We start from the raw sequence: 13406 nt of genomic DNA on the forward strand, positions 1-13406 counted from the left end.
CGTTACTCAGATTTTTAGACGATGATTGTAGCAAAAAACATCCATAAGTATTATGGAGATGTAGAAGTATTAAAGGGGGTTGATTTCCATATCCAAAAAGGAGAAATCGTTGCCATTGTTGGGCCATCTGGTGCCGGAAAAACTACCCTTTTACAAATTATCGGAACCTTAGACAAGCCCTTAAAAGAAGAAAGCTTTGAGCTGACTTTAAATGGTATTTCCCTTAAAGAGCTTTCAGACAAACAAGTCTCTTCTTTTAGAAACAATCATATCGGATTTATTTTTCAGTTTCACCAATTATTGCCCGAATTTACTGCTCTGGAAAACGTATGTATCCCAGCATATATTGGAAACAAATCGAAAGAAGCCACCGAAAAAAATGCTACAGAAATTTTAGAATTTCTAGGTTTAGGACACAGAATTCATCACAAACCCAATGAGCTTTCTGGAGGGGAACAACAACGAGTTGCTGTTGCTAAGGGCACTAATCAATAAGCCAGCAGTTATTTTAGCTGATGAACCCAGCGGAAACCTAGACAGTGAATCGGCTAAACACCTGCATGAATTATTTTTTCAATTGCGAGATACATTTGGTCAAACGTTTGTTTTGGTTACTCATAATGAAGAACTTGCAGAAATGGCAGATCGAAAATTGATCATGAAAGACGGTAAAATAGTCTCACAGTAATGGATATAGAGGTTTTAAAAGAGTTCTTAGACGAAAAAGTACACTGTTATCACAATCCTGATTTCATTGCCTCAGACCCTATTCAAATTCCGCATCTTTTTTCGTGTAAAGAAGATATCGAAATTGCTGGATTTTTAACAGCAATTATTTCTTGGGGAAACCGTACCATGATCATTCGCAACGCAACAAAGATGATGGAATTGTTTGACAATTCTCCCTATGATTTTATACGAAACCATCAAGAAAAAGATTTAAAAAACTTAGAAGGTTTTGTACACAGAACCTTTAATAGTAACGATTTACAGCAATTTATTCGCTCCTTACAGCACATATATTTGCATTGTGGAGGACTAGAAAAATCATTGGCTATTACTGACCATACGGACACCTATCAAACAGCAATCCATCGTTTTAAAAAACATTTTTTTGAAATCCCTCATTTGCCAAGAACCGAAAAGCACATTTCTGATCCCTTGAAAAATTCTGCTGCCAAAAGAATCAATATGTTTCTCCGCTGGATGGTTCGTGACTCCAAAGCTGGAGTCGATTTTGGCCTTTGGAACAGTCACAGTCCAGCCAACCTATCTTGTCCTTTAGACGTACATTCTGGCAATGTTGCAAGAAAATTAGGACTGCTCCTAAGAAAACAAAACGATTGGAAGGCTGTAGCTGAATTGGACCTGAATTTAAGACGATTGGACAAAAATGATCCTGTAAAGTACGACTTTGCCTTATTTGGCTTAGGTGTTTTTGAAAAGTTTTAAATAGAAATTAACAAGGGTTTTTAAATCCTTTTTTTTATACTATTTTAGATGCATCTTACAAATATTCACAGCATTTATGCAATTTAAAAACCCAATAGTTTTATACTTTTTAGCACTCCTAATTATTCCAATTATTGTGCATTTATTTCAGTTGCAAAAATTCACCAAAATTGCATTTACAAATGTTGCCTTTTTGCAAAAATTAGTTCTCCAAAATCGAAAGAGTTCACGCATCAAAAAATGGTTAATTTTAGCGACAAGAATGCTGTTATTTTCTGCGATACTTTTTGCATTTTCTCAACCCTATTTTAGCGAACAACCCAGTACACAACAACCAGTACATTTTATCTATTTAGACAATAGTTACAGCAGTAACTCGAAAGGAAAAAAGGGGGGATGTATTAAAAGTCGCTGCCCAAGACATCATTCAATATAGCTCTGATAAAAGTCGCTATACCTTGATGACAAATAATAGTTTTGAAGAAAATATTTCTCGATCTGAATTGAAAAAAAGTCTTCTCAACATCAAAAACACCTCCAAAAAAGTTGAGTTAAATAGTATTTTACTAAAAATAGATGCGTTAAATAAAAACAAAAGTAATACTTCATATGAAAACACATTAATATCTGATTTTCAAAATACTTACAAAAATAAATTTACAAATGTAACACAGCCAATTTCTGTAGTTCAACTAGCAACAAGCACACAAAACAACCTTTCTATCGATAGTGTTTTTATAGCTAGTACAACAATTGACAATAGCATCGTAAACGTTCTTATCAGAAATCATGGTGAAGCACAAAATAACATCCCCATTACTCTCTACAACGATCAAAAACTCATCAGTAAGCAATCCTTCTCTATTGAGGAAAAGAACATCAAAACAATCGCTTTTGAAATTGACAAAAAGTCTCAGTTTTTAGGAAAATTAAAACTAACTTTAAACGACACTTTTATTTTTGACAATCAATTTTTATTTGCAATTAATCCCGAAGAAAAAATCAATATTTTAGCTATTGGAAAGAGTGCGGAATACTTGTCAAAAATCTACAACAACACAGCATTTCACTTTACACAATACCCTACAGAATCGATCAATTACAACAACCTTCAACATCAACAATTAATCATTTTAAATGAACTGGAAAACATTCCAATTTCTTTACAAAATAGTTTGGTAGAATTTTCAAAGCAAGGAGGCAACCTAGTCATTATCCCAAATACTTTTTTAGAACTAGATTCGTATGCATCCTTTTTTAAAAAACTTGGTGTCGGTAGCATTTCCGCTAAAACAGAGACACCTCTAAAAATGACTCGCATTCACTATGCCCACCCCTTTTTTAAGAATGTTTTTTACAAACGGGTAGATAATTTTCAATATCCAACTTCTCAAAACCACTTCCCTACCTCATTTTACAATAGTAATAATTTGATTTCTTACGAAAACAATGAAGGTTTTCTGAAGGAAATAAAGACAAAAACCAATAGCATTTTCTGGATTGCCTCATCTTTAGAGAGAGAAAATAGCAATTTTATAAATTCGCCTTTAATTGTTCCCGTTTTTTACAATTTTGGTGAACTGAGCTTGACACCTACACAGCTGTACTACTCCCTTGGACAAGAAAACAAAATTACAATCAAAGCAGACTTACAAAAAGATGAAATCCTTTCTATCACAACCAATAAGGGCTCTTGGATCCCTTTACAACAACAGTATCAAAAAAAGGTGATACTAACCACGAATGACCTCCCTGAAAATCAAGATTTTTATACTATTTCAAAAGGAAACACCTCCATACAAACAATTGCTTTCAACCCTCCAACAGAAGAAAGTAAACTCTCTTTTTTAGATGTAAATACGCTGGCAAAAGACCATACAAACATTTCAGTATTTAGCTCCATACAAGACCTCTTTATGGAAAATACCAAAAAAAATGAAGTTCATTGGCTTTGGAAATGGTTTTTAGCATTAGCAATTGTATCTTTGCTGCTAGAAATTTTGATTTTAAAATTCTTCAAATCATGAATACGCTTCTAAAATCGGCAACGATTATTGATCCTTCAAGTGCCTACCATCAACAAATAAAAGACATTTTAATTATTGACGGAAAAATTACCCAGATTGCAGAAAATATCCCTTCTAAAAAAGAGTATGCTGTAATTTCCAAAGATAATTTACATGTCTCTACAGGCTGGTTTGATACAAGTGTCTCTTTTGGAGAACCCGGTTTTGAAGAACGTGAAACAATCAAAAACGGTCTTCAGGTAGCTGCAAAAAGTGGTTTTACAGCTGTAGCAGTGAACCCCAACACAAACCCAATCATTGATAACAAGTCAGCGATTGAATTTCTCATCAACAAATCGAAAGGCTTTGCAACAAGCCTCTATCCTATTGGTGCTCTAACTCAAGATAGCAAAGGAATTGACATGGCAGAAATGTATGACATGCAACAATCCGGCGCTATTGCTTTTGGAGATTACAACCTTCCTATTGCAAACGACAACTTACTAAAAGTTGCACTTCAATACGCACAGAATTTTGAAGGAATCATTTTCAGCTTCCCAAAAAACAATTCGATAGCTTCAGAAGGAATTGCCAACGAAGGCATTAATAGTACACGACTGGGCCTAAAAGGAGCTCCAGCACTAGCAGAACACATACAAATTTCACGCGATCTGTTTTTGCTAGAATACACAGGGGGTAAATTGCATATCCCGACCATTTCTACTAAAAAATCGGTAGAACTTATCAAAGCTGCAAAAAACAAAGGTTTGGACATTTCATGCAGTGTTGCTGTTCACCATTTGGTCTTAACCGACGACGAATTACATGGCTTTGATAGCAAAAACAAGGTCAACCCACCCTTGAGAACCAAAGAAGATACCAAAGCACTACTCAAAGGAGTTGTTTCTGGCGTGATAGACATCATTACATCTGACCACAACCCAATAGACATTGAACACAAAAAAGTGGAGTTCAGCGAAGCTATTGATGGAACCGTTGGTTTGGAAAGTTTGTTTGGTGCTCTTAATTCCATTTTGAATCCCATTGAATTTATTGAAGCCATTACCATCAAACCTCGACAACGGTTTGGAATTACCATTCCAATCATTGCAGAAGGTAGTGAAGCAGATCTTACCCTTTTTAATCCAGAAGGAAATTACACTTTTTCAACGAGTGATCTCTTATCAACTTCCAAGAACAGTATTTTTATAGACAAGAAATTAAAAGGAAGTGTTTACGGAATTATTGCAAAAAACCAACTCATTCTTAAACAATAGCCATCGTGAAAACTCTAGAATATATTGTTCGACAGCCCAAAAGTGCCGTCGAGAATCCCCCATTATTGATTTTATTGCACGGATATGGAAGCAATGAACAAGATTTATTTTCTTTTGCAGAAGAACTGCCACAAGAACTTTTAATTGTGAGTGCAAGAGCACCCTACGAAATGGGAAATGGTGGTTATGCTTGGTATGCGATTAACTTCGACACTGCTAATGAAAAATATTCAGACTTAGAACAAGCCAGAACTTCGATTGAACATATTGCGAATTTCATCAATGAAATCAAACAGAAATTCAATACAGATCCAAATAAAACTTTTTTACTCGGTTTTAGTCAGGGAACTATTTTAAGCTATGCACTCAGTTTTTTACATCCCAATTCAGTAAACTACCTAGTTGCCTTAAGTGGGTACATCAACGAGGAATTACTACCAGACAACATGGCAGACTTAGACATCAAAACTTCCTACTATATTTCCCATGGAACAGTAGATCAAGTAATCCCTGTAGAATGGGCACGTAAGGCCCCACCAATCTTAAATAATCTACATATTGAGAACTGTTATTCCGAATATCCAGTGGGCCACGGAGTTGCACCTCAAAACTTCTTTAGTTTCAAAGCTTGGATAGAGGAACGTTTGTAATTTTTTTAAGAAACCTCTGAATTGCTTAAAAAACCGTCTTCTTATAAATCAATTTCACAAAAACGATAGCCTCATTTAGACTACCTTTGCTAAAAAAAAGACCCAAATGCAGTTTACAGACTTACAGCTTCATCCCTCCATTTTAAAAGCGATTTCCGAAGAACGATTTCACACACCTACCCAAGTACAGGGACAAGCAATTCCGGCTATACTGGCCAAGAGAAATGTCATCGTATCTGCACAAACTGGAACTGGAAAAACAGCTGCCTTTGCCCTACCCATTATTCAATTATTATCTGAAAGAAAAGACAACGATGAAAAATTTTCTAAAATAAAATCTTTAATCGTGACACCTACCCGTGAGCTGTGTTTACAAATTGAAGACAATTTTAAAAGTTATAGTAAATACAGTAATTTAACAACCACTGCTGTCTATGGTGGAGTTTCTTTAGAACCCCAAAAAGAGATCTTAAACAATGGTGTTGACATCTTAATTGCAACTCCTGGAAGACTCATTGACTTACAAAAACAAGGTGCCATCGATTTGAGTGGCATTGAAATTTTTGTATTGGATGAAGCCGATTTAATGTTAGACATGGGTTTTATCACCGATGTAACTCAAATTGAAAGTTTGTGTCCTCGTAAAAAACAGAGCTTATTATTTTCCGCTACCATACCAGAGAAAATTGTTGAATTGTCCAAAACGATTTTAAAAAACCCTGTTACTATTAAAATCAACCCCTCAGAAACAACGGCTAAAACCATTGGACAACTTCTGTACTATTTGCCAAAGAAAAAGAAGACAGATATCTGTTTACACTTACTAAGAAATACCATCAACGGAAAAATTATTATTTTTAGAAGAACTCGAATTGGTGTTGACAAATTAGAAGAAACACTGTCTAAAAACGGGTATAAGGTCACCAGTATTCACGGTGAAAAAACGCAATTAACCAGAAATAAAGCCATAGAGGATTTTAAAGATAAAAAAGCATCTATACTTATTGCTACCGATGTTGCTGCTCGTGGAATTGACATCAACAATGTCGATGCTATTATCAATTTTGACATCCCAAACATCCCTGAAACCTATGTCCACCGAATCGGTAGAACAGGAAGAGCTGGGAAATCTGGAATTGCATTTTCATTCTGTAGCCCCGATGAAAATACTTATATCAAAAGTATTGAAGAATTACTTCAAAGACCTATTAAAGTAATTACAGATCATCCTTACCCCTTAGTACAATCAAAAAAACAAAAAGTACAACCCAATACGATCAGTCAACACAAAAAAGGAAGAAAGTCAGAAGCTTCAAAAAAAAATAAAAAACGTTGGTACTAATAGGCTAAATCTATTTTTTCTCGAACCGCATCTAAGGTTTTGATGAGGTTTTTAGAAAACTCAAACGTCATCAAATTGCTTTCTGTTTTACCAGCTCTTAAAAGCTGATTGAAGTGTTCAATTTCGTAGCTGTAACCTAATGTTTTTCGTTCAAAATCATGAATTTCTTCATTTCCATCATGAAAAATTCGAACTCTTGAAGACTCATGAAAACGACTGTGAATCTGAATACTTGCATTTTCAAACGTAAAAATGGCTTCAGTGGGAGTTTCTTCCAAAAAAGTACTCTTTAAAATTGCATGTGCGTTGGGATACTGAAAGATCATATCACAACTCGCATCAGCTCCATTTTCAAAAAAAGTAGCACTTGCTTCTATGTGCTCTGGAACCCCCAAAGTAGATAAGGCTGCAAAAATGGGATAGATTCCAATATCCAGCAGACTCCCCCCGCCAAGTTCTTTTCTAAATACTCGACTATCAGGATTGAAAGGAGCATAAAACCCGAAATCGGCTTCTAAGCCAATCAATTTCCCAAATCGTTCTTCATTGACGATCTCCAAAACAAAGGTATAATGTGGTAAGAAATACGTCCACAAGGCTTCCATTAATAGAACTTTCTGGGCTTTAGCGAGAGTAACCATTTCAGAAACTTGATGCAAATTCATGGCAAAAGGCTTTTCACACAAAACTGCTTTTTGATGCTGCAAGCAAAGCAAAGCATGTTCCTTGTGAAAACAATGAGGTGTGGCTATGTAAATAGCATCTACTTCTGGATCATTCACCATATCTTCATAGGAACCATAGGATTTTGAAGCATTGAATTCGTGTGCAAATGCATTGGCATTTTCCTGACTTCTGGAAGCAACAGCATACAAGAATGTATTGGGCACCTCAGCAAGATCCGAAGCAAATTTATGAGCGATTTTCCCAAGCCCAATAATGCCCCATTGTATATTCTTAAGCGATTTCTGATTCATTTTTTTGTTTATTAAATAGTTGAATCCCGATTGCGATCCCCATCACTAAAATACATCCCAGTAAATTTAACCATAAATACGGCAGCCAATCCAAAATAAAAATTCCAATAATAAGGGCTTGAGTAATGAATGCAGCAATAAAAACTGGGGTTCCTTTTACAAATTTAGCAAAAAATGCCAGCAAGAAAATTCCTAAGACATTTCCATAAAAAATAGATCCTATAATATTGACTAACTGAATTAAATTATCAAATAAATTCGCCACACAGGCTACCGAAATGGCAAGAATTCCCCAACCTAATGTAAACCACTTCGTCGCTTTTACATAATGAGCTTCACTCTTTTCTTCTTTCCGGTTTCTTTTGTAGAGATCGATGGCTGTAGTGCTTGCTAAGGCATTAAGTTCTGATGCAGTTGAAGATATTGCCGCGGAGAGAATAACGGCCAACAACAAGCCTATCAAACCACGAGGAAGATTGTTCAAAATAAAATGAATAAAAACATAATCCTTATCGTTCGACTCTATTTTTTCCAAAGGCTGCTCTCGATCAATTTGATCAATAATGAGTTTCGATTTTACTTTCAATTCCAAATCTCTACTATTTAACTCTTGAATTTGAGCGGTTTCTTCCCGTTGAAAACCATCTGCAAGAATTATTTTTTTACTATTTTCTATTTCAATATGTTCGGCTTCCAATTCCTTGTATCCTGATGCATAAGCTGATTTTACTACTTCCTCAGCAGCTCTTGGATTGAAATTTAAAGGAGATGGATTGAATTGATAAAACACAAAAACCATCACCCCTATCAACAAGATAAAAAACTGCATGGGGACTTTTAACAATCCGTTAAAAATCATTCCCATCTGACTCTCACGAATCGATTTTCCAGACAAATAGCGTTGCACCTGACTTTGATCGGTTCCAAAATAAGACAGCATTAAAAAAGTCCCTCCCAAAATTCCTGTCCAAACGGTATATCGATTGGATAAATCGAATGAAAAATCAATAACCTTCATTTTCCCACTTGCCCCTGCAATATCGAGTGCTTTTGAAAAAGTAATATCCGCTGGAAGCTGACTCATGATCATATAAAAAGCAATTACCATTCCAATAAAAATTACCACCATCTGCTGCTTTTGTGTCACATTTACTGCTTTGGTTCCACCAGACACAGTATAAATTATCACTAAAAATCCGATGATAATATTTAGACTTAGCAAATCCCAACCCAATACTGCCGATAAAATAATTGCGGGTGCAAAAATGGTAATTCCAGCTGCCAAACCTCTTTGGACTAAGAATAAAATTGCCGTCAAACTTCTTGTTTTCAAATCGAATCTCCCTTCTAAAAATTCATAAGCAGTATAGACTTTCAGCTTGTGATACATAGGAATAAAAACCAAGCAAATAATCACCATTGCGATCGGCAAGCCAAAATAGAATTGTACAAAACCCATTCCGCTATGAAATGCTTGACCTATAGGGTTGATAGAAAAGTAATTGCACTGGCTTGTGTTGCCATCACAGACAAACCGATAGTCCACCATTTACTATCGCTTCCTCCTTTGATATAATCAGTTACGTTCTTGTTTTTTCGGGTAACATAGGTCCCATAAATTACAATGAACGCCAAGGTAATACTTAATACAATCCAATCTATAGCATGTAATTTACTTGTAATTTCCATAGATTAAACGATAAAATAATTAGTAATGAAATAAAACGCAATTAAATAAAGAAGGTTCAAAACTAAAACCAGTGTATATGCTTTTTTCCAAATGTACTTTTGATGGTCCATGATGTGTTGCTTTAATTTAGGTAATGTGTAATTGCTGAGTAATTATTTAAAAAAAACAAACTACTCTTCTTTTCCAACAGATAACATATTGGCAAACAATTTATAAGCTCCAGAAACGCCTGCAGGTAGTTCTCTAAAAAAACTCAATCCTGTATAGATATAATTTCCCTTGCCATATTTAGCAATTAATAAACTGCCCTTTTTAGGTGTTTCACCTTTGTCATTCATCGATAAGATGGGAGTGTATTGTGCACTCCAAGAATCTGGAAAATACAACCCTCGTTCTTGCACCCAACCTTCAAAATCTTTACTAGTAATCGTATTGGGAAAGTTTAAAAGCGAATGATTATCGTCTAAAATTCGAACTTCAGCCGTCTCATCGGTTACTCTATCTCTTGACAACGATAAAGAAAATGGTGCACCAATAATTACATTCCTACTGGTATTGTATTGCACAATCATATTGCCACCATTTTCTACATAGTCCAGCAAATATTTTTGTTTAAATTGTAATTCTTTCACCACATTATAAGCTCTAATCCCCAATACAATGGCATCGAATTTCTGTAAACTTTCTGGAAGAATTTCTTCAGGATTGATCAGTGTTACAGTATAGCCAATTTGTCGTAAACTTTCAGGCACTTTATCTCCTGCTCCTTTGACATAACCAATAAAACTTCCTGCTTTTTGAATATTCAAACGAACCACTTTGGCTTCCGACTTCAACAATACAGATTGCTTTGGAATATGATCATAGTTGATTTCTACCAATTCGTCTCTATAAGATACCCCATCGGAAATTGCCACTACTTTTAGGGTTCCTTCCGACGCTTCATTCGGCGGTGTCACAAAAAAATCGACCCGTTGTTTGTCTTTTTTCTGCACAATAACGAAATCATTACTCGCAGGTGATACCTTCCAGTTTTCAGGAACTTCAATCTTCACTTCTCCAGAAACATTTCCAACTCCAGCGAGGACATCTACGGCTATTTTTTGAGTACTTCCATCTGTAAATAGAAGAACTTTATCGTGTAGTTTGGTGGTGATTTTAGGTAAAATTTCAAAAGGCTCATAAATCTCTCCCTGATCTCTCTCGGAAGTTCTTCGGACTACGTTTTTTACGATAGATATGGATTCATTTCCGATTAATAAATTGAACTGAACTTGCAAAGGTCTTGGGGTTTCTGGCTTTCCTCTGAGTTCCTGATCTTTTACTGAATACATTCCCAAAGAAGCTTCATTGACCAACCAATAAGGAGCAGAATAGACTAACGAATTGGTCGCAATGGTTGCAGCAAAATTGATTTTTTGATTGGACTTTAAAGCAGTATTTTTAGAAAGTACGTTTCCCGAAGGAAGAAAGGTAATGGATTCCAACTCAAGAAACCATTTGCTTCTGTTTAAGACTTCAAATTCAACTTCTATGGAAGCGTCGGGAATCACAGAAGAACTCACAGCAGAAGCTTCTAGGTACAAGCCAAGTGTTGCTTCGATAATTTCTAAAATCTGTTGAGATTTTATTTTTGCCCAATGTTGATCATCTAATTCTTGTATTTTACGATAGGCTTTTACAAATTCTGGAAGGTGTGTTGAGGGATGAACGAAATCGAAATCCGCTTCAATTTGATATAAAATTTCTCCAATTTCTCCTCCGTTTTTGAGACGATTCCATGTAGTATTGATTCCTGAGAATATATCATTCTTATCTTTTAAAGGGGTTCCTTTTAAAAATTCTAAAGACTCATCTTGACTCCCCCGTGTAGACAAACGTCCAAAACCTTGAGACAAATGCTGACTGCTTGCCACAGAAGCCAATTCGTTATTTGACAATCCTTTTAGCGGATAAAAAACCCCCACATCAAAAGACGTAAGTTTTCCTTTGGTGGCCTTTTGATAATCGGATTGATTCTTATAAAACCATGAAGAAGTATTGAAAAACAACCGATGGGGTTGCCATACAGATGTGAATTTTAATTGCTCAGGATATTTCGAAGAATTAGCTGCCAAATCAAAAGCCTCATAACTCAGCATCGCTGAGCTGGTATGATGCCCGTGGGTTGTTCCAGGAGTTCGGTGATCAAATCGGTTGATGATGACATCGGGTTTGAAAGTTCTAATTGCCCAAACAACATCACTTAGAACTTGTTCTTTGTCCCAAATCTGTAAAGTTTCATCGGGATGCTTAGAATATCCAAAATCGTTGGCTCTAGTAAATAGCTGAGTTCCTCCATCTATTCGACGAGCAGCCAAAAGTTCTTGAGTGCGAATAACACCTAACAACTCTCGAATTTCAGGACCTATTAAATTCTGACCACCATCGCCTCTTGTAAGAGATAAATATCCTGTTCTAGCTTTTGTCTCATTTGACAAATACGAAATCAATCGCGTGTTCTCATCATCAGGATGTGCAGCAATATACAAGGCAGTCCCAATAAAGTTGAGCTTTTGAACTTTCTCAAAAATTTGATTGGATGTGAGTTTCTCTGGTTTTTGAGATAAAAGATTCATCGAAATCAAGAGCAGTCCTATAGATAAAAAGGTGTCTTTATGCATAATTCAAGTTTGGACATTTCAACAAATGTACCTTTTTTATCAAGTAAATGATTGCAATTAACATTTTTATAACATTTATAAAAAGAGAAAAAAAATGGGGATAACCTGTTAATAAATTAATTTTTATAACCGTATAATAAGATTATATTTGTAAGACTAATTAAGAAAAAATAATCAATGAAATTTATTGTATCCAGTTCGCAATTATTGAGACAATTACAAGTTTTGGGCGGCGTTATTAATAGTAATAATACTTTACCCATTTTAGATAATTTCTTATTTGAGTTGTCTGAAAACCAGTTAAAGGTTTCTGCATCAGATCTAGAAACTACAATGAGTTCTTTGGTGGATGTAGAAAGTGATAGCGATGGTTCTATTGCAATTTCTGCACGTTTATTACTAGACACCCTAAAAACCTTCCCAGACCAACCCTTAACCTTTAAAACGGAAGGAAACAATACCATCGAAATTAGTTCAGATCAAGGAAAATATGACATGGCATACTTTAGTGGTGATGAATTTCCAAAAGCGGTTTCTTTACCCTCTCCAAGTAAAACGGTCATTCCATCGAATATCTTAGCAACTGCAATATCAAAAACAATTTTTGCTGCTGGAAATGACGATTTGCGCCCTGTAATGAGTGGTGTATTTTTTCAATTCAGCACACAGGGTTTAACTTTTGTTGCCACTGATGCTCACAAATTAGTAAAATATACTAGAACCGATGTCACTGCTGATCAAACAGCAGAATTCATCATGCCTAAAAAACCCTTAAACTTATTGAAAAGTGTTTTAGGGGGCTCTGACAATGAGGTAACTATAGAATACAATGAGGCAAACGCAAAATTCACCTTTGACAATGTGGTTTTAATTTGTCGTTTGATTGATGGTAAATATCCAAACTACGAAGCTGTAATTCCTAAGGAGAATCCAAATAAACTAACCGTTGACAGAGCTTCTTTTTTAAACTCTGTAAGACGTGTTTCAATTTTTTCGAGCAAAACAACCCACCAAATTCGTTTGAAAATGGCTGGAACAGAACTCAATATTTCTGCAGAAGATTTAGATTTTTCAAACAAAGCAGACGAACGTTTGAGCTGTGACTATCAAGGAGATGACATGCAAATTGGATTTAACTCTCGTTTTTTAAGTGAAATGTTAAATAACTTAAATTCTAATGAAGTTTTAATCGAAATGTCTTTGCCAAACAGAGCAGGAATCTTAACGCCTATCGACGGAACCGACGAAGGAGAACAAGTAACCATGTTGGTCATGCCAGTGATGCTGAATAGTTAACTGATTCAAATTTTAAAGAAATCTAAGAGACTGTCTGAAAAGACAGTCTTTTT

The 13406-nt window shown here is 35.4% G+C and carries 11 protein-coding genes and 1 pseudogene; 8 read left to right on the forward strand and 4 right to left on the reverse strand.

What is annotated here, in order from left to right; genetic code table 11:
• Positions 1–21 precede the first annotated feature (21 nt).
• From RRF69_RS00215 to RRF69_RS00245, 7 genes and pseudogenes are all read left to right on the forward strand, one after another.
• Positions 22–688 (forward strand): annotated as a pseudogene (locus RRF69_RS00215) (ABC transporter ATP-binding protein).
• Positions 688–1452, forward strand: a complete 765-nt coding sequence (locus tag RRF69_RS00220) for a TIGR02757 family protein (RefSeq protein WP_316940000.1) — start codon at positions 688–690, stop codon at positions 1450–1452. Before RRF69_RS00215 ends, RRF69_RS00220 begins: the two are co-directional and overlap by 1 nt.
• Before the next feature lie 76 nt (positions 1453–1528).
• Positions 1529–1888, forward strand: a complete 360-nt coding sequence (locus RRF69_RS00225; RefSeq protein WP_316940001.1) for a BatA domain-containing protein — start codon at positions 1529–1531, stop codon at positions 1886–1888.
• A gap of 25 nt (positions 1889–1913) precedes the next feature.
• Positions 1914–3479, forward strand: a complete 1566-nt coding sequence (locus RRF69_RS00230) for a hypothetical protein (RefSeq protein ID WP_316940002.1) — start codon at positions 1914–1916, stop codon at positions 3477–3479.
• Positions 3476–4735, forward strand: coding sequence for a dihydroorotase (locus tag RRF69_RS00235; RefSeq protein ID WP_316940003.1), 1260 nt, complete (start codon positions 3476–3478; stop codon positions 4733–4735). The genes RRF69_RS00230 and RRF69_RS00235 overlap by 4 nt, the downstream gene beginning before the upstream one ends.
• A 5-nt stretch (positions 4736–4740) precedes the next feature.
• Entirely contained in the window at positions 4741–5385 is a 645-nt protein-coding gene (locus RRF69_RS00240) for an alpha/beta hydrolase (protein WP_410479459.1), read from the forward strand.
• A gap of 106 nt (positions 5386–5491) precedes the next feature.
• Positions 5492–6727: a DEAD/DEAH box helicase gene (locus RRF69_RS00245; RefSeq protein ID WP_316940004.1), complete on the forward strand. Its 1236-nt coding sequence runs from the start codon at positions 5492–5494 to the stop codon at positions 6725–6727.
• Here RRF69_RS00245 and RRF69_RS00250 read toward each other — a convergent pair.
• From RRF69_RS00250 to RRF69_RS00260, 4 genes are all read right to left on the reverse strand, one after another.
• On the reverse strand, positions 6724–7704 hold the full coding sequence (locus RRF69_RS00250) for a Gfo/Idh/MocA family oxidoreductase (protein ID WP_316940005.1): 981 nt from the start codon (positions 7702–7704) through the stop codon (positions 6724–6726). The two genes, RRF69_RS00245 and RRF69_RS00250, sit on opposite strands and share 4 nt — an antisense overlap.
• The gene (locus RRF69_RS00255; protein WP_410479460.1) at positions 7685–9163 is read right to left on the reverse strand and encodes a sodium:solute symporter; all 1479 of its coding nucleotides are present in this window, start codon (positions 9161–9163) and stop codon (positions 7685–7687) included. The genes RRF69_RS00250 and RRF69_RS00255 overlap by 20 nt, the downstream gene beginning before the upstream one ends.
• 20 nt (positions 9164–9183) lie before the next feature.
• Entirely contained in the window at positions 9184–9393 is a 210-nt protein-coding gene (locus tag RRF69_RS11715) for a hypothetical protein (protein ID WP_410479461.1), read from the reverse strand.
• A 171-nt stretch (positions 9394–9564) separates the two neighbouring features.
• Positions 9565–12057: a PIG-L family deacetylase gene (locus RRF69_RS00260; protein WP_316940006.1), complete on the reverse strand. Its 2493-nt coding sequence runs from the start codon at positions 12055–12057 to the stop codon at positions 9565–9567.
• Between the two features lie 177 nt (positions 12058–12234).
• Between RRF69_RS00260 and dnaN the strand changes: the two genes are divergently transcribed.
• The gene (gene dnaN, locus RRF69_RS00265) at positions 12235–13353 is read left to right on the forward strand and encodes a DNA polymerase III subunit beta (protein WP_316940007.1); all 1119 of its coding nucleotides are present in this window, start codon (positions 12235–12237) and stop codon (positions 13351–13353) included.
• The last annotated feature ends 53 nt before the right edge of the window (positions 13354–13406 follow it).

Source organism: Polaribacter sp. HL-MS24 (genome assembly GCF_032758595.1).
Classification (GTDB): Bacteria; Bacteroidota; Bacteroidia; order Flavobacteriales; family Flavobacteriaceae; genus Polaribacter.

Excerpts from the sequence above, each read along its gene's own strand:
- RRF69_RS00220 (WP_316940000.1), top strand. The coding sequence starts at position 688 with ATGGATATAGAGGTTTTAAAAGAGTTCTTAGACGAAAAAGTACACTGT.
- RRF69_RS00225 (WP_316940001.1), top strand. The coding sequence starts at position 1,529 with ATGCAATTTAAAAACCCAATAGTTTTATACTTTTTAGCACTCCTAATT.
- RRF69_RS00230 (WP_316940002.1), top strand. The coding sequence starts at position 1,914 with ATGACAAATAATAGTTTTGAAGAAAATATTTCTCGATCTGAATTGAAA.
- RRF69_RS00235 (WP_316940003.1), top strand. The coding sequence starts at position 3,476 with ATGAATACGCTTCTAAAATCGGCAACGATTATTGATCCTTCAAGTGCC.
- RRF69_RS00245 (WP_316940004.1), top strand. The coding sequence starts at position 5,492 with ATGCAGTTTACAGACTTACAGCTTCATCCCTCCATTTTAAAAGCGATT.
- RRF69_RS00250 (WP_316940005.1), bottom strand. The coding sequence starts at position 7,704 with ATGAATCAGAAATCGCTTAAGAATATACAATGGGGCATTATTGGGCTT.
- RRF69_RS00255 (WP_410479460.1), bottom strand. The coding sequence starts at position 9,163 with ATGGGTTTTGTACAATTCTATTTTGGCTTGCCGATCGCAATGGTGATT.
- RRF69_RS11715 (WP_410479461.1), bottom strand. The coding sequence starts at position 9,393 with ATGGAAATTACAAGTAAATTACATGCTATAGATTGGATTGTATTAAGT.
- RRF69_RS00260 (WP_316940006.1), bottom strand. The coding sequence starts at position 12,057 with ATGCATAAAGACACCTTTTTATCTATAGGACTGCTCTTGATTTCGATG.
- dnaN (WP_316940007.1), top strand. The coding sequence starts at position 12,235 with ATGAAATTTATTGTATCCAGTTCGCAATTATTGAGACAATTACAAGTT.